The organism is Gordonia sp. DT101, assembly GCF_049844895.1.
In the GTDB taxonomy this organism is placed as follows: domain Bacteria; phylum Actinomycetota; class Actinomycetes; order Mycobacteriales; family Mycobacteriaceae; genus Gordonia.
Window position 1 is genome coordinate 57,667 of the sequence record NZ_JBNCLX010000003.1, and the last position, 22,720, is coordinate 80,386.

General features: G+C 67.8%; 23 protein-coding genes and 1 pseudogene. 9 read left to right on the forward strand and 15 right to left on the reverse strand.

The annotated features are described in order from the left end of the window. Positions 1–7: 7 nt before the first annotated feature. Both ACLQ3I_RS11560 and ACLQ3I_RS11565 read right to left on the reverse strand, forming a co-directional pair. Positions 8–979: a glycine/betaine ABC transporter substrate-binding protein gene (locus ACLQ3I_RS11560; RefSeq protein WP_425802013.1), complete on the reverse strand. Its 972-nt coding sequence runs from the start codon at positions 977–979 to the stop codon at positions 8–10. Positions 980–988: 9 nt separating this feature from the next. Next, a pseudogene (locus tag ACLQ3I_RS11565) lies at positions 989–1,161 on the reverse strand (MarC family protein); the annotation flags it as partial. Positions 1,162–1,252: 91 nt separating this feature from the next. On the opposite strand from ACLQ3I_RS11565, the gene ACLQ3I_RS11570 reads away from it, so the two are divergent. After that, complete coding sequence (locus ACLQ3I_RS11570) at positions 1,253–2,326, forward strand: magnesium and cobalt transport protein CorA (protein ID WP_425790400.1); 1,074 nt, start codon at positions 1,253–1,255, stop codon at positions 2,324–2,326. Positions 2,327–2,349: 23 nt separating this feature from the next. Here the strand turns inward: ACLQ3I_RS11570 and ACLQ3I_RS11575 are convergent, their stop codons facing one another. Continuing rightward, the gene (locus tag ACLQ3I_RS11575; RefSeq protein WP_425802015.1) at positions 2,350–2,925 is read right to left on the reverse strand and encodes a suppressor of fused domain protein; all 576 of its coding nucleotides are present in this window, start codon (positions 2,923–2,925) and stop codon (positions 2,350–2,352) included. A 39-nt stretch (positions 2,926–2,964) separates the two neighbouring features. Between ACLQ3I_RS11575 and ACLQ3I_RS11580 the strand changes: the two genes are divergently transcribed. Genes ACLQ3I_RS11580 through ACLQ3I_RS11590 form a run of 3 tightly spaced genes read left to right on the forward strand, consistent with a single transcriptional unit; the run spans position 2,965 to position 5,028 of the window. Beyond that, positions 2,965–3,639, forward strand: a complete 675-nt coding sequence (locus ACLQ3I_RS11580; RefSeq protein ID WP_425787991.1) for a metallophosphoesterase family protein — start codon at positions 2,965–2,967, stop codon at positions 3,637–3,639. Beyond that, complete coding sequence (locus ACLQ3I_RS11585; protein ID WP_425787993.1) at positions 3,629–4,486, forward strand: chromosome partitioning protein ParB; 858 nt, start codon at positions 3,629–3,631, stop codon at positions 4,484–4,486. The genes ACLQ3I_RS11580 and ACLQ3I_RS11585 overlap by 11 nt, the downstream gene beginning before the upstream one ends. 53 nt (positions 4,487–4,539) lie before the next feature. Then, positions 4,540–5,028, forward strand: a complete 489-nt coding sequence (locus tag ACLQ3I_RS11590) for a nucleoside deaminase (RefSeq protein WP_425802017.1) — start codon at positions 4,540–4,542, stop codon at positions 5,026–5,028. Here ACLQ3I_RS11590 and ACLQ3I_RS11595 read toward each other — a convergent pair. The 5 genes from ACLQ3I_RS11595 to ACLQ3I_RS11615 all read right to left on the reverse strand — a co-directional run bounded on the left by ACLQ3I_RS11595 (position 5,009) and on the right by ACLQ3I_RS11615 (position 10,354). Beyond that, positions 5,009–6,184 (reverse strand): ABC transporter ATP-binding protein, encoded by a 1,176-nt coding sequence (locus tag ACLQ3I_RS11595; protein ID WP_425787997.1) that lies wholly within the window; start codon positions 6,182–6,184, stop codon positions 5,009–5,011. The two genes, ACLQ3I_RS11590 and ACLQ3I_RS11595, sit on opposite strands and share 20 nt — an antisense overlap. Positions 6,185–6,187: 3 nt before the next feature. Then, the gene (locus tag ACLQ3I_RS11600) at positions 6,188–7,018 is read right to left on the reverse strand and encodes a carbohydrate ABC transporter permease (RefSeq protein ID WP_425787999.1); all 831 of its coding nucleotides are present in this window, start codon (positions 7,016–7,018) and stop codon (positions 6,188–6,190) included. Positions 7,019–7,023: 5 nt separating this feature from the next. Continuing rightward, positions 7,024–8,175: a carbohydrate ABC transporter permease gene (locus ACLQ3I_RS11605; RefSeq protein WP_425802019.1), complete on the reverse strand. Its 1,152-nt coding sequence runs from the start codon at positions 8,173–8,175 to the stop codon at positions 7,024–7,026. Continuing rightward, positions 8,172–9,578 (reverse strand): extracellular solute-binding protein, encoded by a 1,407-nt coding sequence (locus tag ACLQ3I_RS11610; protein ID WP_425788003.1) that lies wholly within the window; start codon positions 9,576–9,578, stop codon positions 8,172–8,174. Before ACLQ3I_RS11610 ends, ACLQ3I_RS11605 begins: the two co-directional genes overlap by 4 nt. 287 nt (positions 9,579–9,865) lie before the next feature. Continuing rightward, positions 9,866–10,354: a general stress protein gene (locus ACLQ3I_RS11615; RefSeq protein WP_425802021.1), complete on the reverse strand. Its 489-nt coding sequence runs from the start codon at positions 10,352–10,354 to the stop codon at positions 9,866–9,868. Between the two features lie 187 nt (positions 10,355–10,541). Here ACLQ3I_RS11615 and ACLQ3I_RS11620 point away from each other — a divergent pair, with 187 nt between their 5' ends. The 4 genes from ACLQ3I_RS11620 to ACLQ3I_RS11635 all read left to right on the forward strand — a co-directional run bounded on the left by ACLQ3I_RS11620 (position 10,542) and on the right by ACLQ3I_RS11635 (position 15,121). Continuing rightward, positions 10,542–11,864: a magnesium transporter MgtE N-terminal domain-containing protein gene (locus tag ACLQ3I_RS11620; protein WP_425802023.1), complete on the forward strand. Its 1,323-nt coding sequence runs from the start codon at positions 10,542–10,544 to the stop codon at positions 11,862–11,864. Then, a complete protein-coding gene (locus ACLQ3I_RS11625; protein WP_425788009.1) occupies positions 11,861–12,424 on the forward strand; it encodes a DUF1003 domain-containing protein in 564 nt (187 codons plus the stop codon). The genes ACLQ3I_RS11620 and ACLQ3I_RS11625 overlap by 4 nt, the downstream gene beginning before the upstream one ends. A 310-nt stretch (positions 12,425–12,734) precedes the next feature. Then, positions 12,735–13,889 (forward strand): lytic transglycosylase domain-containing protein, encoded by a 1,155-nt coding sequence (locus tag ACLQ3I_RS11630; protein WP_425788011.1) that lies wholly within the window; start codon positions 12,735–12,737, stop codon positions 13,887–13,889. A gap of 86 nt (positions 13,890–13,975) precedes the next feature. After that, the gene (locus ACLQ3I_RS11635) at positions 13,976–15,121 is read left to right on the forward strand and encodes an Mrp/NBP35 family ATP-binding protein (RefSeq protein WP_425788013.1); all 1,146 of its coding nucleotides are present in this window, start codon (positions 13,976–13,978) and stop codon (positions 15,119–15,121) included. 68 nt (positions 15,122–15,189) lie between these two features. On the opposite strand, the gene tatB is transcribed toward ACLQ3I_RS11635, so the two are convergent. From tatB to sigE, 4 genes are all read right to left on the reverse strand, one after another. After that, positions 15,190–15,645, reverse strand: a complete 456-nt coding sequence (gene tatB, locus ACLQ3I_RS11640) for a Sec-independent protein translocase protein TatB (protein ID WP_425788014.1) — start codon at positions 15,643–15,645, stop codon at positions 15,190–15,192. A 34-nt stretch (positions 15,646–15,679) separates the two neighbouring features. Continuing rightward, positions 15,680–17,257, reverse strand: coding sequence for a trypsin-like peptidase domain-containing protein (locus tag ACLQ3I_RS11645; RefSeq protein ID WP_425802026.1), 1,578 nt, complete (start codon positions 17,255–17,257; stop codon positions 15,680–15,682). A gap of 3 nt (positions 17,258–17,260) precedes the next feature. Continuing rightward, positions 17,261–17,875, reverse strand: a complete 615-nt coding sequence (locus ACLQ3I_RS11650; RefSeq protein WP_425802029.1) for a hypothetical protein — start codon at positions 17,873–17,875, stop codon at positions 17,261–17,263. A gap of 212 nt (positions 17,876–18,087) precedes the next feature. Then, positions 18,088–18,699 carry an RNA polymerase sigma factor SigE gene (sigE, locus tag ACLQ3I_RS11655; protein WP_425788018.1) on the reverse strand — a complete coding sequence of 204 codons (612 nt, stop codon included), beginning with the start codon at positions 18,697–18,699 and terminating at the stop codon, positions 18,088–18,090. 304 nt (positions 18,700–19,003) lie between these two features. On the opposite strand from sigE, the gene ACLQ3I_RS11660 reads away from it, so the two are divergent. Next, positions 19,004–19,672 carry an O-methyltransferase gene (locus ACLQ3I_RS11660; protein WP_425788020.1) on the forward strand — a complete coding sequence of 223 codons (669 nt, stop codon included), beginning with the start codon at positions 19,004–19,006 and terminating at the stop codon, positions 19,670–19,672. Positions 19,673–19,685: 13 nt separating this feature from the next. On the opposite strand, the gene ACLQ3I_RS11665 is transcribed toward ACLQ3I_RS11660, so the two are convergent. From ACLQ3I_RS11665 to rfbD, 3 genes are read right to left on the reverse strand one after another with little or no spacing between them, the layout of a single operon-like run. Continuing rightward, a complete protein-coding gene (locus ACLQ3I_RS11665; RefSeq protein WP_425788022.1) occupies positions 19,686–20,801 on the reverse strand; it encodes a sugar phosphate nucleotidyltransferase in 1,116 nt (371 codons plus the stop codon). Further along, on the reverse strand, positions 20,791–21,684 hold the full coding sequence (locus tag ACLQ3I_RS11670) for a glycosyltransferase family 2 protein (RefSeq protein WP_425788024.1): 894 nt from the start codon (positions 21,682–21,684) through the stop codon (positions 20,791–20,793). The genes ACLQ3I_RS11665 and ACLQ3I_RS11670 overlap by 11 nt, the downstream gene beginning before the upstream one ends. 55 nt (positions 21,685–21,739) lie before the next feature. Beyond that, on the reverse strand, positions 21,740–22,651 hold the full coding sequence (gene rfbD, locus ACLQ3I_RS11675; protein WP_425802031.1) for a dTDP-4-dehydrorhamnose reductase: 912 nt from the start codon (positions 22,649–22,651) through the stop codon (positions 21,740–21,742). Positions 22,652–22,720 lie beyond the last annotated feature (69 nt).

Here is a 22,720-nt window from a genome sequence, read left to right on the forward strand (position 1 = left end):
GGCCGGACTACAGACCGTGTTCGGCCAGCCACCCGTTGGCGAGGTCGGCGGGAGCCGCCCCGGCGACGGCCCGTCGCGTCAGTGTCGCGAGGTCCGCGGTGGTCATCTCGCCGGCCACCTTGTTGATCGTCTTCACCTGATCACGGGACAGCGCCGCCGTCCGGTACACCGGCACCAGCTGCTCGGCGCGCGGTCCCGTCGCGGCCACCGCCCGGCCACCCGGCGCATCGTCGGAAGGCGACTCCGCAGTCGTGGCCTTGTCCGCGGTCGCACCAGCACCTGTCTCCGTCGCCGACTTCGGCACGGTCAGCGCCCGGATGTCCCCGGACGAACCCTCGGCATCGTCGCCTGCGACGTCGAGCGGGGTCAGGAGCCCGACCGCGCCGCCGCCTGCGACCCGTCGGACCACCGCGGACGACGACGGCACCGATTCGACCGGGCCGAATCGGCAGCCCGCGGCGCTGAGCGCATCGATCGTCGGTCCATCCGGGTCGCCGACCACCACCAGCGGCAGTCCCGGCGCCAGTCGCGAACAGTGCGCGAGATCGGTGACCTCGTGGTCGGCGACCGAGGCCGCCACGAAGATCTGCGGCGTCGCCGAGACCGTGGTCGCATCGCCGACTGAAACACCTTGCGGGAGTGACCGATTCAGCTCGGAGTAGACCTGATCGGCGGTGGGCGGGGCTGATTGCGGAGCCAGCTCGGACAGCAGCCGCCCGCTGAACGCCGGGAAGAGGTCGACGGTGGTGGCATCCATGTCGTCGAGCAGGGAACGATAATCCCCGCGCGGCACGGTCATCGAGACCGGACTGCCGGCATGCCGCAACGCGCCCGCATAGATCTGTGCCATCACCTGCATCGACGGAGAATTCGGCGCTCCCATCACCAGATCGCCGTCATGGGAATCGGCCTCCGAGCACCCGGCCACTGCGGCGAGGGCGAGAACCATCAGGATCGCTGTCGCGGCACGCTTGATCACGCACCCACGTTAGCCGGACGCCACGATGAAGCCCGCAATGGAGTCGGCGATGAGCTGAACCGCGATGGCGGCGAGCAGGAGACCGGCGATCTTTGCCAGCAGGGTGACCCGCCGAGGCCCAGCACCCGGATGAGGACGGTGGAATAGCGGAGCGCGATCATCACGATGAGGTGGACGCTGATGTTCACGACCAGCGTGATCAGGGTGTTCGTGTGACCGTCAGGTCGACGGGCACTCGGTGATCTTACGAGTAGCATCCGAGTCGTGCCCTCGATGCCACACCTGCGCCCCGGTGGACTCGTCCCCCCGCGTCGGGAGAAGAGGCCGCTGCCCCGAATCCCGGTGCCGGTGGCCCGTGCTGTCGTGGACTGCGCGGTCTACGTCGACGGGCATCGCAGGCCGGGGCGCATCTCCTACACCGACGCACTCGATCAGGTGCGCTCGACGGGCGAGGGTTTTGTCTGGCTCGGCCTGCACTCCCCCGACGACGCACAGATGCAGGGTGTCGCCGAGGTGTTCGGCCTGCACGAACTCGTGGTCGAGGACGCGGTACATGCCCACCAGCGCCCGAAGCTCGAGGTCTACGACGAGACCCAGTTCCTGGTGCTGCGGACGGTGAAATACGTCGAGCACGAGTCGATGGAGAAAGCCAGCGAGGTGGTCGAGACCGGCGAGATCATGATCTTCGTCGGGTCGGACTTCGTGATCACGGTGCGGCACGGCGACCACACCCACCTCTCCGGTCTGCGCCGACGACTCGAGGCACGACCGGAGCGTCTCGTCCTGGGCCCGACCGCCGTCCTGCACGCGATCGCCGACCTCGTCGTCGACAGCTATCTCGCGGTCACCGACGAGATGGAGAGCGACATCCTCGCCATCGAGGAATCCGTCTTCGGTCCGCGACGGTCACTGAACATCGATCCCGTCTATCTACTCAAGCGCGAAGTCCTCGAACTCCGGCGGGCGGTGACCCCGCTGACCGGACCGCTGGCCCGTCTTACCGGACAGAACCCGTTGGTGCCCAAGGAGATCCGACGGCACTTCCGTGATGTCGCCGATCACCTGACCACAGTCATCGACCGGATCGTCGAGTACGACGAGGTGCTGTCGTCATTGATCGGCACCGCGGCCGCAAAGGTGGGGATCCAGCAGAACACCGACATGCGCAAGATCTCGTCGTGGGTCGCGATCGCCGCGGTCCCCACCATGGTGGCGGGGATCTACGGCATGAATTTCGACTACATGCCCGAACTGCACCAGCATTGGGCCTATCCCACCGTCATCGTGCTGCTGATCGTCGCGTGCACCGGACTATGGGTGGTCTTCCGCCGTCACAACTGGCTGTGATCACCCGTCAGAGCATCCACCCGCTAGAGTTTCGCGGCCGCCCGATCCGATGAGCGCACGTCGATCCCGGCCTCGGCCCAGGCCTCCCGCAGGGCCGTCGCACCTTTGAGACGCACCCACGCCGCTTCGTTGGCGGTGATCGGGACGGCCCGCAGAAATCGCACCGGATCCATGGGTTTGTCGAGGGCCAGTTCGCCGAGCTCGTCGGCCTCCAGCAGGACGGCGGTGCACGCCGCACCATCCCAGACCGGCTCGGAGAGGTCGATCAGGGCGTCCTCCCCGATGATCAGACCTTCGACGGCCGGCGCCGCCGCCAGGGTCGCCATCCGCCGGTGCAGTCCTGGCAGCGGCGCTCCTGCGTGCATCCGCACCACCAGCTCGGCTCGCGGGCCGCGCACCGGGTCCGCGTGAATGTCGGTCGGCTCCGACATCGGATGACGGGCGCACCCCACGGTGACGTATACGAGGTCGTCGCCGGTCACGAAGCGCGCGACATCGATCGGTTCCACGCCGAGGAAGGTCACCGACGCACGCTGCGGTCGCGCATCGAGTCGCTCGGCGAGGTACTCATTGATCCGGTCGGTGACAGCATCGCTCACGCATCCACCGTAGTAGGCCCGATGGCCTAGCCTGAAGGCGTGGTACGTGTCCTCGCGGTGGCCGATGAGGTCATCGATTCCCTGACCTTCGGGGTCGGCATCGAAGGGCGTCCCGACATCATCCTCGGTGCCGGTGACCTGCCGTTCGAGTATCTCGAGGTGCTCTCCACCCTCTGTGACGCGCCATGCGTCTACGTCCCCGGTAATCATGACCGAGACCTGACCGGTTACCGACACGGCCGCGCCGGATGGATCCGGGCCGGCCTGCCATCGGCGGATCCGGGACCGCGCGGCGCGATCAACGCCGATCGACGGACCGTGACGGTGGCCGGACTGCGGATCAGCGGGCTCGGCGGGTGCCGACGCTACAACGACGGTCCCAACCAGTATTCGGATATGCAGCAGCGCATCCGCTCGTGGCGCCTGAGTTGCACCCGCGCCACCCCCGACATCCTGCTGACCCACAGCCCGGCACGAGGGATCGGTGACGGCGACGACGTGCCCCATCGTGGCTTCGACTGCTACCACGGACTGGTGCGGTCGCTGCAGCCCACGTTGCTCGTCCATGGTCACGTCCATCCCTTCGGGGCACGGCCGGCCGACAAGATGATCGGCGACGCGACGATCTCGATGAACGTGGTGGGTTACTGCCAGTTCGACATCGATCCCGGTACCCGCGAATTCCAGATCGTGAGGCGACGTCATGGCTCGTGACACCGGATTCCCGGATGCGGACGCGGAGAACGACTTCACCCGGATGCGTCGGCACGCCGAGATGTCGCGTCTCATGGCGTGGTTCACCCGGCAGCCCGCCGACGTCAACACCGTCCTGCCGTTCGACGAGGTCGTCGCCGCACTCGGCCGGATCGGCGACACCTACCTCGGGCTGCAGCAGGTAGAGGTGGAGTCCATCGTCGGAAGTGTCGACCGCACCAAGGATTTCGACCGGTACTTCCGGCCTACCTCATCCCGCATCCGGGAGCGGTGGCAACGCCTGGCGGCCGCGCAGCGCCGCGGCGAATCGGTGCCGCCGGTACGGCTCTACCGCATCGGCTCTATGCATTTCGTGCTCGACGGCCACCACCGGGTGTCGATCGCGATCGCCCGCCACCTGCACACCATCGACGCCTACGTCACCGAGATCCACACGCGCATCTCGCCGGAGGGCATCAACGCGGCGTCTGACCTGATCATGAAGGATCACCGGCGACTCTTCCTGTCGCGGGTCCCGCTGGCCGGCGCGCAGGCGGGTGCCATCCGATTCTCCGATCCCTTCGACTACGCCGAGCTGTCGGAGAACGTGGAAGCCTGGGGATTTCGGCTCGGACAGGAGATAGGCGAGTTCCTCAGCCGCCCGGAGGTGGCCCGCCGATGGTTCGGCGAGGAGTTCCTGCCGGTGGTGCGGATGGCCCGGCGCGCCGACATCAGGCCCGACCTGACGAGTGACGCCGAGCTCTATCTCTGGCTGGCGTGTGAGCGTTATCGCTTGGTACGCAAGCACATCTGGGATGACGACATCCTGCGGGAACTACACGACCAGGGCCGTCGGCGCCGTCGCTGACCGGCGTCTCCGAGCCGTCGCACCGGTACCGCACGACGAGGGAGCACACGAGCATGTCCATCACCCCCACAGACGTCGAACATCTGCGCCGCTGTGTCGATCTGGCACGCACGGCGCTCGACGCCGGTGACGAGCCGTTCGGTTCGACGCTGGTCGCCGCGGACGGGACCGAACTGTTCGCCGACCGCAACCAGGTCTCCGGCGGCGATCCCACCCAGCACCCGGAGTTCGCGATCGCCCGCTGGGCCGCCACCAATCTGTCACCGGCCCAACGTGGGTCGTGCACGGTGTACACGTCCGGTGAGCACTGCCCGATGTGTTCGGCGGCGCACGCGTGGGTCGGCCTCGGCCGCATCGTGTACGCCGGGTCGGGCGCACAACTCGCCGCGTGGCTCGTCGAGTGGGACGCAGCGCCCGCACCGGTCGCGGCGTTGCCGATCCAACAGGTCGCGCCGGGTGTGGTGGTCGACGGACCCGTCGACGAGTTCACCGAGACCCTGCGCGACCTACATCACGCCCGCGTCATCCGAGACGCAGGTTGACCCCGGACGACTGATCGAACACGGCGACCTTCGAGCTGTCGTAGAACAGTTCGGCGGTGCCGCCCCGGCTGATCCGGGACTCCGGCGAGACGCGTGCGATCATCTGTCCGCCACCGATCTCCGCACCGGAATCCGCGGCGAGCTCGTCGAGGGCATCGCTGGACGCGGCCGGCGAGTCGACTGTGAAGTAGACGTAATTGTCCGATCCCATCGATTCGATGACGTCGACGCTGGCCGTCAGCGTCGACCCGGTGGACCGGGCCGCCGGATCGACGAGGGCCGCGTCCTCGAGATGTTCGGGACGGACGCCGACCAGCACATCGCCGTTGCTCTTGGCGCGCTGCGCGTTGGTGACGATCTGCTGATGATCGGGTATGGCGACCCGGCCGATCGGCGTGTCGATGCCGTCGCTGCCCAGGCGCCCCGGCAGGAAGTTCATCGCGGGCGAGCCGATGAACCCGGCCACGAACAGATTGGCCGGGTTGTTGTAGAGCTCCTGCGGGGTTCCGATCTGCTGGACGTATCCGCTGCGCAGCACCACGACCCGGTCACCGAGGGTCATCGCCTCGGTCTGATCGTGGGTGACGTAGACGGTGGTGGTGCCCAACCGGTTCTGCAGGCGGGAGATCTCGGTCCGCATCTGCACACGCAGTTTGGCGTCCAGATTCGACAGCGGCTCGTCCATCAGGAAGGCCTTGGGCGAGCGCACGATCGCGCGTCCCATCGCGACACGCTGCCGCTGACCACCGGACAGGTTCGCCGGCTTGCGGTCCATGTACGGCCCGAGGTCGAGGATCTTGGCCGCCTCGTCGACCTTCGCGGTGACCTCCGCTTTCGACAGCTTCGCCAGCGTCAACGGAAAGGCGATGTTCTCGCGCACCGACATGTGCGGGTACAGCGCATAACTCTGGAACACCATCGCGATGTCGCGGTCCTTGGGTGCGCGGTCGTTCACCCGTTCCCCGCCGATCCGGAGCTCGCCGGAGGAGATGTCCTCGAGTCCGGCGATCATGTTGAGGGTGGTCGACTTCCCACACCCCGACGGGCCGACCAGGATGATGAACTCCCCGTCGGCGATCTCGACGTCGACCCCGTGGACCGCGGTCGACCCGTCCGGGTATTGCTTGGTGACGTTGTCCAGAACGATGTCGGCCATGGGTTATCCCTTCACCGCGCCGGAGGTCAGCCCGGCCACGATTCGACGTTGGAAGAAGAGCACGAAGATGATGATCGGAATGGTGATGACCACGGCGGCCGCCGCGATCGAACCGGTGGGCTCCTCGAACTGACTGTCACCGGTGAAGTTGGCGATCGCCACCGGTGCGGTGATGGCTCGCTCGGTGGAGGTCAGCGACAGGGCGAGCAGCAGGTCGTTCCAGGCGAAGATGAACACCAGGATGGCCGCGGTCACGACGCCGGGGGCCGCGAGCGGCGCGATCACCTTGCGGAAGGCCTGCCACGGGGTCGCACCGTCCATCTTGGCCGCCTTCTCCAACTCCCACGGGATCTCCCGGAAGAAGGCTGAGAGCGTGTAGATCGCCAGCGGCAGTGCGAAAGTGATGTAAGGCAGGATCAGACCGGGCCAGGTGTCGAACAGCCCCAGGTTTCGCTCGATGTTGAACAACGGTGTGACGAGCGAGATCTGCGGGAACATCGCGATCAGCAGGGCGGCACCGATCAGCAGCTTCTTACCCGGGAAGTCCAGGCGCGCCACGGCATACGCGGCCATCGTGCCCAGGATCACCGCGATGACCGTGGTGATCAGCCCGATGCCGATCGAGTTGCGCAGCGCGCTGGTGAAGGCGCTGGTCTCGAAGATTCCGGTGTAGTTCTCCCAAGTCCATTCCTTGGGGATGAAGCTGCCGTCCTTGACGCTCCCCGGGGGCTTGAACGACAGGCTGATGATCCACAGCAGCGGGATGATCGCATAGAGGATCACCAGGATGTTGGCGATCGACCACCAGGCCTTGTTTCCGATACCGGATCGCACGCGGCCTACCTCCCCTCGTTCTCGGAACCGGGCGCCGCGGTACCGAAGCCCTTGATGAAGATGAACGCGATGATCGCGACACAGATGAAGATCAGGATGCTGATCGCCGACCCGACACCGAGGTTGAATGCCTTGAAGAGGTTGTCGTAACCCAGCATCGACACCGAATAGGTGTTGTTGGAGCCCTTGGTCAAGACGTAGATGTTGTCGAAGACGCGGAACGCATCCAGGGTGCGGAACAGGAGCGCGACCAGGATGGCCGGCTTCATCAGCGGGATGATGATGCGCCACAGGCGTGTCCACGCACCGGCGCCGTCCACCTGCGCCGCCTTGAGCAGGTCGTCGGGAACGAGCGCCAGACCTGCGAGTAGCAACAGGGCCATGAACGGTGTGGTCTTCCAGACCTCGGCGAGCACGATGATCGCCAGCGACGGCCACTGCGAGGTGAGCGGTGCGCTGCCATCGGGCAGCAGGTTGGCCAGGTAGCCGGTCTCCGGCGTCCACGCGTAATACCACGAGAATGCGGCCGCCACGGTCACGATGCCGTACGGGATCAGCACCACCGTGCGGATGGTTCCCCTGCCGAAGATGGTGCGGTGCATGACAAGTGCGATCGCCATACCGAGCACCAGCTCGATCGCCACGGACACCACGGTGATCCCGAGGGTTACCGAGAACGCCGTCCACCAGTAGTTGTCGGTGAGCACGGTGGCGTAGTTGTCGAACCAGACGAAGCTGCGCTCGCCCGGAGCCGAGAGGCTCGACTTGTTCAACGACAGCCAGATCGCGTACACGATCGGATAACCGGTGACGAGCGCCATCATGATCGCCGCGGGTGCCACGAGCCAGAGCGCGAGCCGTCGCTCCGCGGCCTTGCCCTCGCTCAGCTTCTTCTTGCCGCCCTTCGCGGGAGCCGAGGCGGGGCGCTCGGCGACGGCCACTCCCCCGGCCGGCGGCCGGGCTGCCGCAGCGGCGCCGCCCGCCTCGGGGGCAGCATCTCCTGCGGGAGGGGTCCATGCGTCGGAGTACACCGGTTGTGCGCCGGTGTCACCGGTCGACGGTGGCCGCACCGACGGTTCCCGTGCCGGGGTGTCGTTCTCCGGAAGGCTGTGGCGGCCCGGTCGCGACCGGTTCTCGCCATTGTCGCCGGTTGTCATGGGATCAGGCCCTCCCCGTCGATCGCCTTGCGGACCTGGTCGGCGAGCTCGTCGACCATCGTCTCGGGATTCCATGCGCCGACCGGACTCAACTTCGCGGTCACCAGTGTCGAGATCGCCTGGTAGACCGGCGAAGCCGGCCGCAGCGCGGCATTCCGGCTCTCGAGCTGGGTCCGGATGTCATCCCCCATCGGGTATGCGGCCTTGAAGTCCGGGTCGTCGTAGATCGACGCGATGGTCGGCGGGGTGCCACCGTCCACCGAATAGACCTTCTGTGCCGCTTCGTTCGTCAGGCAGTCGGCCGCCTTGAAGGCCAGGTCCTTCTGCTGTGAGGTGCTGGCCACCGCGATGTTGACGCCACCGAGAGTGGACCGGGCCGGCAGATCCCGACTCACGCCCGGATACCTCGCGAAGTTGAACTTCGTACGGACCACGTTGTTCACCGGGCCCAGCTGCGCATCGGTCGGCGGGTTCTCGGCGTCCTCGGCGAGCATGCCCGAGTACTGCTGCATCTCCGGGAAGAACGGGACGTCGCCGGCCGCGGCGTTGGATCGCATCGAGGAGAACACGAACGGCCAGTTGACCTCGAAGGCCGCACTGCCGTTCTCCATGCCCAGTCGCGCCGACGACTCGTCGGCGTTGGTCAGTGAGGGATCGTGTCCGGGAGCCGTCGCGATCGCCTTGAGGACCCGCAAGGCCTTGACGGTCGCCGCGCGGTGGGCGGGGGTGTCGTTGAGCGTCACCAGGTTCGGGTCGTCGGGGCTGACCACCGAACCGCCGGCACTAGCAAGCACCGAGTTGAACCAGACCATCAGACCCTCATACTGCTTGCCCTGCACCATGATATAGCTCGGTCCGCCCTTGCGGCGGATCGCCTCGGTATCGACGAGCATCTCGTCCCAGGTACTCGGCGCCTTGGACTTGTTGAGGTACTTACGCAGCAGATCCGGCCGATACCAGAGCAATTGGGTGTTGGTCCAGGTCGGGATCGCGTACAGACGCTTCTGGGCGTCCTCGTCGGTCTTCCACATGGCCGTCTCGCGCGGTCCACCCAGGTTGGTCGCGGCAACCTTGGCGGCCAGGGCTTGCGGCACCGGCTCGATCCAGCCGGCGTCGGCGAACTCCGCGGTCCACACCACGTCCATCCCCATGAGGTCCAGCCCGGGATCGTTGCCGGCCAGGCGCCGGGCCAGCTGCAGTCGCTGGTCGTCGGCCGACTTCGGCAGGGGCGTGGTGACGATCTTGTACGCGCCGCCGGAGTCGGCGGAGCACTTCTGACCGACCTCGTCGATGAACGACGCGCCGTCGGCAGGCGGATAGATGTTGAGGACCTTGGGTGTGTAACCCGACCCACAGGCCGTCACGATCGGCAGGGCGGCGACCAGCACTGCCGCGCCCACCACCAGTTTTCGCCTTACCCCGCTTCGCGATCCGTGGCCGAGATGCCCACCCACGCGATGTCGACCGGATTCGGAACTGCCAGCCCGGAACCGCACGCAGCCTCCTTGTTGTCGTTCGCGGTGCAAGACAACGAGGCTGCACCGATCAGCGTCTGCTGCGTAACGTTATATGTCGCGGTTCGTGACATGCAACACATTCGGCATGGGCGTGCCAGAACATGCGGGAATCGTGATCTCCGCCGACCTGCAACGGAATTTCACCTTTGTGAATCGCCGACGATGTCAGGAGGTCAGGAGGTCAGGCGGCTCAACATGTCGCGCGCCTTCTCGGCGCTCCGAGGGTCGCACAACACGTCGTAGCGACCCGCCACCAACTGCATCGTCGAGGCGAAGTCCCGCTGCCCGCGCGTCGCGGCGTACGGAATGGTCGCCGAGATGAGCCCGAAGACGATGCCGCCCACGAGCCCGAACAGCAACGGCGCCAGACCCGCACCGCTGACCACCAGCGTCACGAGAAGTCCGAAGAACAATCCGAGCCACGCTCCCGACACGATCCCGCCGCCGACCACCTTCCCCCATGTGAGGCGGCCGATCACGCGCTCCACCTGCATCAGGTCCACACCGACGATGGTCACGTCCTGGACGGTGAATTCCTGGTCGGCCAGGTAGTCGACAGCGTGCTGCGCCTCGGCGTAGGTGCCGTATGACCCGATCGGCCACCCTTTCGGCGGCGTCGGCAGGCCGGGGGTCTCGCGACCCTGGCGCATCGGGTTGGTCATCTCGGATCCTCTCTCGAGTGTCGTCTCACGCCGAGGGCACCGTCCGGTCGCCGCAGCGGGCGGTGGCGGGTGACTTGGCCTCGCATTCCAGAATGCACAGTGATCGGCGCCGGCGCACGCGGTCGGGCGTGGCGGCACCGCCCGGATGTGCGCGGCGCCGGGTCGTGTAGCCACTACCCTTACTCGCATGGCGTCCGTGAGCAAGGTCTTTGTGGCCAGATTGGTGGGCTTGGCCGTGCTCGGACCCGACGGCGAGTCGATCGGCCGGGTCCGGGACGTGGTCGTCGCGATCCGTATGACGGGCCAGCAACCACGCGTCCTCGGTCTGGCCGTGGAGCTCACCACCCGCCGACGGATCTTTGTCCCGATGCTGCGTGTGACCGCGATCGAGCCCCAGGCCGTGACCCTCAACACCGGCACCGTGAGTCTGCGCCGGCTGCATCTGCGGCCCGGCGAGGCGCTCGCCATCGGCCAGATCCTCGATTCCCGCGTGCGCGTGGACGATCCCGATCTGTCCGACCTCGCCGGGGTGGATGTGAACGTCGTCGACCTGGGCATCGAACGAACCCGCACCCGGGACTGGGTGGTGTCGCGGGTGGCCGTCCGGCCCGGACGCAAGGGATTCCGGCGCCGCAGCGTGACACATGTCGTCGAATGGCATCACGTCCACGGACTCACCCAGACCGAGCTCAACCTGCCGGGACAGGGTGTCGCACAGGCGCTCATGCAGTTCGAGGGGATGCGAGCGGCCGACGTGGCCAACGCACTGCGGGAGCTCCCGGCCAAGCGACGCGACGAGATCGCGGCCGCACTCGACGACGAGCGTCTGGCCGACGTGCTCCAGGAGTTGCCACCCGACGATCAGACCGACCTGCTCGCCCATCTCGAACTCGGCCGGGCGGTGGACGTGCTCGAGGCGATGGACCCCGACGACGCCGCCGACCTCCTCGGCGAACTCCCCGACGCGGAGGCCGAGTCGTTGCTCGAACGCATGGACCCGGAGGAGTCCGAGCCGGTGCGGCGCCTGCTGACCCACTCCCCCGACACCGCGGGCGGCCTGATGACCTCCGAGCCGATCATCGTCACCGCGTCCACCACCGTCGCGGAAACGCTTGCGCGCGTGCGCAACCCAGATGTGACCCCGGCGGCCGCGAGTCTCGTGTTCGTGGTGCGCCCACCGACCGCGACGCCGACCGGGAAGTATCTCGGCTGCGCGCATCTGCAAGCGCTGCTGCGGGAACCGCCGGCCAACATCGTGGGCGGCATCCTCGACAGCGATCTCGCACACATGCAGCCCGAGGACTCATTGGAGGCCGTCACGCGGTACTTCGCGACCTACAACCTCGTCTGCGGTCCGGTGGTCGACGAGGAGGGGCACCTATTGGGCGCGATCAGCGTCGACGACCTCCTCGACCAACTCCTGCCCCGGGACTGGCGTGAGACCGAGCCCGAGGACACCGGGCCGATCCGCGATCTGTCCGGTATCAAGCCCGCAGGAGCGGGTGCGTGAGCACGGAGCAACCCGGCCGTCGCCTCGACACGCCCCGCCAGAACCGTCGGTTGTCGTTCAATCTCGATTCCGACGTCATCGGCGTCTACGCCGAGCGCGTCGCACGCTTCCTCGGGACCGGACGTTATCTCGCCATCCAGACCGTCATCGTGATCGTGTGGGTGGCGCTGAATCTGGTCGCGGTGTCGTGGCGGTGGGACCCGTATCCGTTCATCCTGCTCAATCTGGCGTTCTCCACGCAGGCGGCCTACGCCGCACCCCTGATCCTCCTGGCACAGAATCGACAGGAGAACCGCGACAAGGTCGCCCTCGACGAGGACCGGATCCGGTCGGCGCAGACCAAGGCGGACACCGAATTCCTGGCCCGCGAACTCGCCGCAGTGCGCCTCGCCGTCGGCGACACCGTGACCCGCGACTATCTCCGCAAGGAACTCGACGACCTACTCGACGAACTCACCGAACGCCTGGGCAACGGCCCGCGCGACCTCTCGACGCCCGACGACGGCGGAGGCGATTCCCGACGCGCCCGGGGCGGCGGGGACTCCACACCTTCGCGGTGACCTGGGGCCGACGCGGTCGGCCCCACTCCCCATATGGGTCGGTAGCCGCCCTCAACCACAACATGTGGGTTCACCAAACGATCAATTGCGTGTGGTGAAGAATTGTCGGGTTCCTGTACTGGGCCATTAGACCCATATGTATGGTGGGTCACACGTCGGACGCCCGGGGAGCTCAGACACGGCGGGTCCGACCATCCGCAAGACCTTCAGGGGCGGGCATGCACGTGTGTGAGAGCAACGGAGTCAGTGTGGACAGGCAGCCGACGGTGCGAGGACCGGTCATCGCCGGGCCGCGGGCAAGGACGGCCCGATGAGTCCCGCCGTGTTCCGCCGCGCCCAGGGTCCGCGCCGGTCACATCTGCCGCGACGAGCACTGGCGGTCGGGACAGGCGGCGTCCTGGTCGGAGCGATGATGCTCGCCGCCGCGACGTCCAGTGCCGCCGGTGGCACCGTCTCCTCCGCCGTCGCCGAGGACGCCACCTCGGTACCGTCCTCGGCGGTGGAGATCGCGCCCGGAGGGCCGGTCACGTTGCTCGGATTCGCGCCGCCTCCCAAACGCGTCGAACCCGACGCCGCCGTGCCACCCCAGTTCCGGATCACCGGCTCCCTGCCGACCGGCCCGCTGGGAATTCCAGGGGTGGTACTGCAGGCCTACAAGCTGGCAGCCAACCGCGTCGCGTCGGACACCCCGCAGTGCAAACTGCCGTGGTTCCTGCTGGCCGGGATCGGACGCATCGAGTCCAACCACGCGTCGAACGGCTCGGTCGACCAGTACGGCACCACCATCAACCCGATCGCCGGACCGGTGCTGAACGGCACGCTGGCCGGAAACGCGGTGATCCGCGACACCGACGGCGGCCGGATCGACGGCGACTCCTCGCATGACCGCGCAATGGGACCCATGCAATTCATCCCGAGCACCTGGGCCGCCTGGGGAACCGACGCGAACGGTGACGGGAAGGCCGATCCGAACAACGTCTTCGATGCCACCTACTCGGCCGGCCGCTATCTGTGTTCCGGGGTCTCCGACATCATGGCCGCCAAGAACAAGGTCGCGGCGGTGATGCGCTACAACCACTCGATGGAGTACGCGGCAAACGTGCTGAGCTGGGCTGCGGCCTACGCGACCGGTGTGATGCCGACGAATCCGATCCCCGAACCCAAGCGCAAGGCGCGCAAATCGTCGACGAGCAAGCCGCCGAAACCCTCCACGCCCGGTCAGAGTTCCTCGCCGCCCTCGACCTCGGAGAGCACGACGACGCCGCCACCGCCGCTGCCGACCTGCATCGGCGCGCTGTGCCTGCCTCCCGACCTGGTCCCGACGCAATTGCTGCCGCCGCCGAAGCCGCTGCCCAAGCAGACGGTCCCAAAGAAGAAGCCGCCGACCTCGGCATCGCCGCAACGCGCGCCGAACGCGCGCACGGGCGGAGCCACGACCACCACGCCACCGCCCGCGGCACGCTGACTCACCCGGCGGCTCGAGATGCCGCGCGGGGCGCTGAGGTCTCCCGTGCGACCGGCGCTCTCCGCCGGACGGTTAAGCTGGCGTTGATGACTACCGGAGTTGTACCCACCGAATCCGCGGTTCGCGCTGCCCTGAGCAAGGTCAACGATCCCGAGATCGGCAAACCCATCACCGATCTGGGGATGGTCAAGTCGATCGACGTCAACGACGACGCCAGCGTGGACGTCGTCATATACCTGACCACGTCGGGTTGTCCCATGCGTACCGAGATCTCCGGCCGGGTGGAGAACGCCGCGGCCGATGTGCCCGGAGTGGGTGCGGTCCGGGTGGAGCTCGACGTGATGGACGACGAGCAACGAACCGAACTGCGCAAGAAGCTGCGCGGCGACAAGGCCGACCCGGTGATCCCATTCGCCCAGCCCGGCTCACTGACCCGCGTCTACGCGGTCGCGTCCGGCAAGGGCGGCGTCGGCAAGTCGAGTGTCACCGTGAACCTCGCGACGGCGCTGGCCGAGCGGGGCCTCACCGTCGGCGTCCTCGACGCCGACATCTACGGACATTCGGTGCCGCGGATGCTCGGCAGCGACGCCAAGCCCACCCAGGTCGAACGCATGATCATGCCGCCGATGAGCCATGGCGTGAAATTCATCTCGATCGGGCAGTTCACCGACGGGAACACACCGGTCACCTGGCGCGGGCCCATGCTGCACCGGGCCCTCCAACAGTTCCTCGCCGACGTCTACTGGGGCGATCTCGACGTGCTGCTGCTCGACCTGCCGCCCGGGACGGGCGATGTGGCGATCTCCGTCGCCCAGCTCATCCCCGGCGCCGAGATCCTCGTCGTCACCACGCCGCAGCAGGCGGCCGCCGAGGTCGCCGAGCGGGCCGGTGCCATCGCGCTGCAGACACGTCAGAAGATCCTCGGTGTCGTCGAGAACATGTCGTGGATGGAACTCCCGGACGGGACCCGGATGGAGCCCTTCGGCTCGGGCGGCGGCCAGAAGGTTGCCGAGCGACTGAGCAGAGCGGTCGGTGCACCAGTCGAACTCCTCGGTCAGGTCCCGTTGGAGACGACTCTGCGTGAAGGTGGCGACAGCGGTGTACCGGTGGTCACCTCCGCACCCGATTCGGCCTCCGGCTCCGCGCTACGTGCGATCGCCGACAAATTGGCCGTGCGACGGCGCGGGCTGGCCGGGATGAGCCTGGGGATCGACACCACGCGTCACGAGTGAACCCGCGTCAGCCGTGGCCTGATCGGGACTCCTGATCGGGACTACCTGATCGGGCCTACCTGGTCGGACTAGGTGGCGTCCCAGTCGCTGACCGACGGTGATCGGGAGCCCGCGATCGTCGGGCCCTGCGCATTCGGCTTCGCCGGATCGGCGGCGGGCGGATTCGGCATCGGCGCCGACAGTGGCTTGATGTCCGGGGAATCCGTGGTGTCTCGGTCGAAGGTGGTCGGACCGAGACCGAGCTTGAACACGGAGTCGTCGCCGTCGAGCAGATGTTTCGTGACAATCGCGCGCGGTGTCATCCCACGCAACTCGTTGAGTTCGGAAAGTGGCTTGCGGAGTTCGTCGAACTCCGGCCCGAGTTCGTCCTTGAGCTGATCGGTCGCGCCGGTCGCATAGTCGCGAACCTGACGGATGGACTTCATGGTCCACGAGACCGCACCGGGGAGGCGGTCGGGTCCCAGAATGATCAGACCCGCGGCCAACAGGACGAGGATCTCACCCCAACCGATACTGCTGAACATCCGTCATCCCCATTTGCTCGAGCCCGGTCTGCGCTCAGTCGCTGGCCGGCGTGATCGTGCCGTTGAACGTCCGGCCGTCACGCCAGTAGCTGAACGGGACCTTCTGATCGATCTTCGCCGTCCGTACCGCGACCGTCAATTCGTCGGCGCTCTCGATGGTACGACCGTTGAACGAGGTGATCACGTCGTTCTCGCGGACGCCGGCCTGGTCTGCCGGACCGCCGGCGACCACATTGCGGACCTGCGCGCCGAGCACCCGGTCGTTCCGGACCGAACTCGCGTTGACCCCGATCTGCGGGTGATTCACCGAGCCCTGACGGATCAGCGTCTGGGCGATCGGGATGACCTGATCGATCGGGATCGCGAATCCGAGGCCGATCGAACCGCCGCCCGGGACGAGACCGGCGGTGTTGATGCCGACCACCTCGGCCTTGTCGCTGACCAGCGGTCCACCCGAGTTGCCGGGGTTGATCGCCGCGTCGGTCTGGATCGCGTCGATCACCGCGTCGGTGTCGGATTCGGCGTCCGGCCGCAACGGCACCGGACGGTGCAGGGCACTGACGATGCCACTCGTGACAGTCCGGTCCAGGCCGAGCGGCGACCCGAAGGCGACCACCTCTTCGCCGATCTGGAGATCGTCGGAGTTGCCCAGCTTCGAGACGGTGAGATTGTCGACGTTGTCGACCTTGACGACCGCCAGGTCGGTCTTGGTGTCGCGACCGACGATCCGCGCGGGCACCCGCTTGCGGTCGAAGAAGACCGCCTCCAGCTTGGCGTTGCGGTCGTTCGCCGCCATCGCGATGACGTGGTTGTTGGTGACGATGTAACCGCTCTTGTCGATGATGAAGCCCGACCCGGTGCCGACTGCGCTGCTGGTGCGCACATCGAGGGCGACCACCGATTTCTCCACGGCGCGAGCCACATTGGCGACCGGCGAACGAGGAGCGGCGCCGTTGTCGGCATCGCCCGTGGACAGCTGGACCGAATCGGAGTTGAGCGGCGAGACCACCTCGGCGGTCCAGCGGCCGATCAGCCCACCGACGAGGCCGACAACCACTGCGAGCACGGCGAGGGTCGCCAGCGCGTGCCAGCTGATCCGCTTGCCGAACAGGACGTCCTGGACGCCCAGCTTCGGACCCGGGTCGGTGGGTTCGGGGGCGGTCGGGACACCGAGCGCCGGCCGATCCAGACCGGCGACGCTCTCCGGGTCGCGCCAGGGGTCGGCGGGTGCCTGCGGTGTCTCGGGAGCGCCGTAGGTGGCCAACGGGTCCCGCTGAAGGGTGTCGGTCACGCCCGTCGGGCGGCCGAATGCCTCGGCCAGCACCGGGTCCGGCGGGGCGATCTGCGGTTCGGGGTTGGCGGTGGCGTCCTCGGACTGTGCGAAGGACCCCTGCACGCCGTCCGGACGCCCGAACACCGCCGCGGTCTGCGGGGAGACCGCCTTGTGCCGTGACCGGTCGTCCGACGTCTGACCGGCAGCCGTCTCCACGCCTGCCGTTTCCGGACCGTCTACGGCTGAATTGATGTATTCCGGGCCCGCGCTGTCCGGGCCCGCGGCCTCCCCGGCGGACTCGGTCGACCCGTCGAGCTCGCTTTCCCCTCTGATGTCCACGTGTCAGCGGCCTCGCCAGCGGCTCATCCGGGCACGAGTGCCCTCGCCGGGGCGGCCACGGCGGTCGGCGGAGTTGGGTATCGGGCCACGCGGTGCCTCCGTGACCGGGAAGCCCGGGGCGGCCATCGGGCTCGCCGCCGGCCGATCCTGCCCCCACGGGGACAACGGGCTGTGACGATCGGTCCGGGCGTCGCCGGAGACCCCGGTGATGTCGATCTCACGGGTGGGGATCTGGCTGAGCTGGCCGAGGAGTCCGACGGGCAGCGACACGTCGCCGGCCGACCGCAGCCGGGAGCGAGCCGAGACCTGTGCGTCGACGGCCGACATGCACTCCGTACATTGCGCGACGTGCTGGGTGGCCCGCAGGTGGGCCGTCATCCCCAACTCACCGTCGACGTAGGCGGCGACCGCCTCCGCGGCGAGATGTTCGGTCGGGGCGAACCGGCGTCCACCGGGTGTGCCGGGTGCCCGGTAAGTGCGGTTGGGGGCGAACGACGCGGTGACCGGCGACCAGGTCGACGGGTTCCATGCGGAACGACGCCGACGACGGAGATTCTGCATGGGTAGCGGGCTCTCGTCCTGCTGCCCCGAGGTGGATCGACCTCGGTTCATCTCCATCTGACGTTCACCTCTTCCACCGCTGCGGGCCAGTCCGCCGTCGTGTCCAGTTCGTTCCACGCTACTGCGCTGTCGGCGAGTGTGCCGCCACACCGATCCTCGGGCGCGGCAACCCACCCTATCCGAAGAGGACAACGGTGACGGACCGACCGTGGTTCCCGGAATCCCGATCCGATTCGGGTGACGGTCGATCGCGGCTGTGGAGTGGATGGTCAGTGCACCGCGCCGATGGCCACCGACCTGCTGCCGGTGTGTCCTCGGGCGGTGAGGTGATCACGGATCGTCTGCCGACCGCGATGAATGCGACTGCGCACGGTGCCGAGCTTGACTCCGAGGGTCGCCGAGATCTCTTCATAGGACAGACCCTCGATGTCGCATAGGACGACTGCGGCACGGAAGTCCGGCGGCAGTGCGTCGAGCGCCTCCTGCAGATCCGGGTCGAGGTTCGCGTCGTGGAAGATCTGCTCGGGATCGGGGGTGTCCGACGGCACCCGGTCGTATTCGTCGGGCAATGCCTCCATGCGGATCTTGCTCCGACGCCGGACCATGTCGAGGAACAGATTGGTGGTGATGCGGTGCAGCCACCCCTCGAAGGTGCCGGGCCGATAGTTCGACAGCGAACGGAAGACCCGGATGAACGTCTCCTGCGTGAGGTCCTCGGCGTCGTGCTGGTTGCCGGACAGGCGGTAGGCCAGGCGGTACACCCGATCCGCGTGCTCGCGAACCAGCTCGTCCCACGACGGCATCAAGGTGTCGTCGCCGGTGGCGTCGAATCCAGCGGTCCCAGTCGGGACGACGTCTGCAGACCCCAGGGGATCAGTCATGTTTGGTGGCCAGTTCCCTTCCCCGGACATCACGTCGGATGACGGATGTTCACGATGGTAAACCACATCTGCCGACGTTCTATTCCTCGGTCCGAACCTCGGTGGATCGTCGGCTGCGGGCGCATCGGATGCGCTAGTAGAACCCTCTCCCATCGTGGTGTGGTCGCCGTATGAGAGTGCTGAGGTTTCGCTGAGGAAGTGGCGGGCGGTTTCGGCAACGGCCCGAAAATCCTCTGACCTCCGACTTCGGCAGAGGTTGGCGCGCCGCCGACGGAATCGCGACGACGCGACTTAACCTCAGGGGGTGACCGATTCATCAGGGGGCTCCGAACCGGCGGGCTCGGTGTCCACGAGCGCCCTCATCGACTACGCGGAATCGGCGATCGTCGAGGACGACGCCCTGGCGTCGGCCCGCACCCGGGCCGACGAACTCGGGGCATCCGCGGTCGCGCCCGCCGTCGGTGCGTTGCTGGCATTGCTGGCCCGCTCCTGCGACGCCCACGCGGTCGTCGAGATCGGCACCGGTGCCGGTGTCAGTGGTCTCTGGCTGCTCAACGGCATGGCCCCCGACGGCGTACTGACCACCATCGATCCCGAACCCGAACATCATCGCGCAGCGCGGCAGTCGTTCGCGGGTGCCGACATCGTGTCGGGGCGGACCCGCCTGATCAACGGCACGCCCACCGAGGTGTTGCCCCGCCTCGCCGATGAGTCCTACGACCTGGTGTTCGTCGACGGTCCGCTCATCGATCACCCACGGCACGTCGTGGAGGCGGTGCGGATTCTGCGCCCCGGTGGCGTGGTGGTGGTCCACAACGCCACCGCCGACGGCGCGGTCGCGGACCCGACGCGCACCGACCCACCAGCCGCGGCCGCCCGGGAGGCGGCCCTGCTGATCGCCGACGACGAGCGACTGCTGCCGGTGGTGATCCCGCTGGGCGCGGGGGTGCTCGCGGCCGCCAAGGCCCGCTGAGCCGCTCCCCCGGTCAGACGTCCGTGGAGAAGCGGAGTCCGCCGTCGGGGATCTGGACGCCGGGCCACACCCGTGCACCGCGCAGGAGTTCACAGCGCGCCCCGACGTCGGCGCCGTCACCGATCACGGTGTCGCGGATCAAGGCACGAGGTCCGATGCGGGCGCCGAATCCCACGATGCTCCGCTCCACCACGGCACCGGCCTCGATGACCGCGCCGTCGAAGACGACAGCACCGTCGAGCCGTGCCCGTGGGCCGATCTCGGCACCACGGCCCACCACGGTCCCGCCGATGAGCACTGCCCCGGGCGCCACGCCTGCACCGTCGTGGACCATCGATTCGCCACGCCGGTCGCCGAGCGCAGGCGATGGCGCGATGCCGCGGACCAGATCCGCCGACCCGCGCACGAAGTCCTCCGGCGTGCCCATGTCCCGCCAATAGGCGTGGTCGACGTGGGCCTGGATGTGTCGGCCCTCGGAGAGCAGTTTGGGGAAGACCTCGCGCTCGACCGACACCGGCCGACCGGCTGGGATCTCCTCGATCACCGAACGCCGGAAGACGTAGGTGCCGGCATTGATCTGGTCGGTCGGCGGATCCTGGGTCTTCTCGAGGAAGTCGGTGACCCGCCCGGTCTCGTCGGTCGGCACGCAGCCGAAGGCTCGCGGATCACTGACCGGCACGAGGTGCATCGTGACGTCCGCGCCGCTGTTCCGATGGGTGGTCAGGATCTCGCGGACGTCCGTGCCACCCAACACATCTCCGTTGAACACGAGGATGTTGTCGGCGGTGAGGTCGTCGAGGACGTTGCGGATGCCGCCGCCGGTTCCGAGGGGTTCGGTCTCGGTGACGTACTGCAGTCGCACTCCCAGTTTGGAGCCGTCGCCGTAGTACTCGGAGAAGACATGGGCCTGGAACGAGGTGCCGAGCACCACGTCCTCGATACCCGCCGCCTGGATCCGGGACAACAGGTGCGTGAGGAACGGGACACCGGCGGTCGGCAGCATCGGCTTGGGGGCCGACAGGGTCAGCGGCCGCAGCCGGGTGCCCTTCCCGCCCACGAGCACCACGGCCTGCACCGACGATGTCACGTCCGGATCGGACGCCGCATCGACGTGGCTCTCACTGGTCACCGGTTTCTCCTCTGTTTCGTTCGACGGACCGGCCGGCCGCGAGGACCGCGACCCGGGAACGTGCGGCCAGACCGACCCGGAGCGCCAGGCGCAGCGGTGCCTGCCACACGCCCGGATGGCGGTCCGCCTGGAACCGATATGCGCTGCGGTGATGGGCGGGCAACATCTTCTCCGGATTGCGCCCGGCCGCATGACCTTTGGTGTGGACGATCTCCGCGTCCGGTACGTACACGTTGAGCCAGCCCGCCTTGCCCAGGCGATCGCCGAGATCGACGTCCTCCATGTACATGAAGTATCGGGAGTCGAAGCCGTCGATGGAGTCGAATGCGGCACGGCGCACGAGCAGACACGATCCCGACAACCACCCGACCGGCCGTTCGCTGGGTGCGGCGTCGTCGGCCCGGTAGGCGGCAGTCCAGGGATTGGTCTTCCAGATCGACCCGAACAACGCGTGTCCGGCACCCGAGACCAGATCCGGGACCCGGCGCGCGGACGGGTAGATCGAGCCGTCCGGCTCATGGATCAACGGCCCCAGCGACCCGGCGCGCGGCCAGCGTCGGGCCGCGGCGAGGAGTGCGTCGAGCGAACCCGGGGCCCACTCGACATCCGGGTTGGCCACGGCGATGAACTCCACCGCGGGGTCCACCTCGGCGACCGCACGGTTGATGCCGCCGCCGTAGCCGATGTTGCCGCCGGTCCGCACGAGCGTCACGTTGTCGAAATCCTGCTCCGCAGCCTCGGGCGCGCCGTCGGTCGACCCGTTGTCGGCGATGACGACCCGGGGCACCGACGAGGCGGTGGCCTTCTCGAGGCTTCGCAGGAATGCCGCGAGGTAATCCCCCGACGAATAGGTCACCGTCACGACGGCAAGCTCAGCAGTCACCGGGTCAGGGTAACCAACCTCCGGTGGGCCCCGATCACCCTTGGGCCCCATGTGGTCAGCCGCGCCCGGTGCGGTCGCCGGTCACCGCAGCCTGCAGGGCCGCCCGCCAGTCGCGCAGCGGGGTCAGGCCCGCGGTGGTCCACGATGCCCCCGACAACACCGAATAGGCAGGTCGGGGCGCCGGACGCGGGAACTCGTCGGTGGTGCAGGGCCGCACTCGCTCAGGGTCGGCGCCCAGCTCCTCGAAGACTGCGCGCGCCACTTCATACCAACTGACACTGCCCGCGTTTGTGGCGTGCAACATGACGCCCGCGGCCGGTCCGTCGGGATCGGTCGAGACCAGCTCCCACAGGCCATCGGCGAGATCGGGGGCGTAGGTCGGCGAACCGGTCTGATCGTTGACGACCGTGATGTCGGGACGGGCGGATTCCAGACGCCGCATCGTGCCGACGAAGTCGGAGCTGGTCGGAGCGCCGGTGTACACCCATGCCGTCCGGACGACGGTCGCCGTCGGGTCGGTGTCGAACACGATCCGCTCACCGGCCAGCTTCGATGCGCCGTAGACGGTCTCCGGCTCACCTGTCACGTCTGCGGGTTCGTACGGGACCGTACGGGGCGGCGCGTCGTCGGTGGCGGCCGCGCCGGCGAAGACGTAGTCGGTGGACACATGGATGAGCCGCGCGCCCGACCCGGCGGACATGCGTGCGAGATGGCCCGGCCCGTCGCGATTGACCGCGAAGGCACGCCCGACGTCCGACTCCGCACCGTCGACGTCGGTGTAGGCGGCACAGTTGAGGATCACGTCTCCGGCGCCGAGGCCTGCGAGCGCGTTCGCCACCGATGCCTCGTCGGTGATGTCGATGTCGGCCGAGGTGAGTGCACGCACCCGCGCGGAGGCCTTGTCGGACGCCCGCAGCGCCTTGCCGAGCTGTCCGCCGGCGCCGACGAGATAGATGGTCGCACTCATGGAACACATGGTGCCGTACGGAGATCGCGAGCACGCGTACGTCGATCGGTGATGTGGGTCTCGACGCGA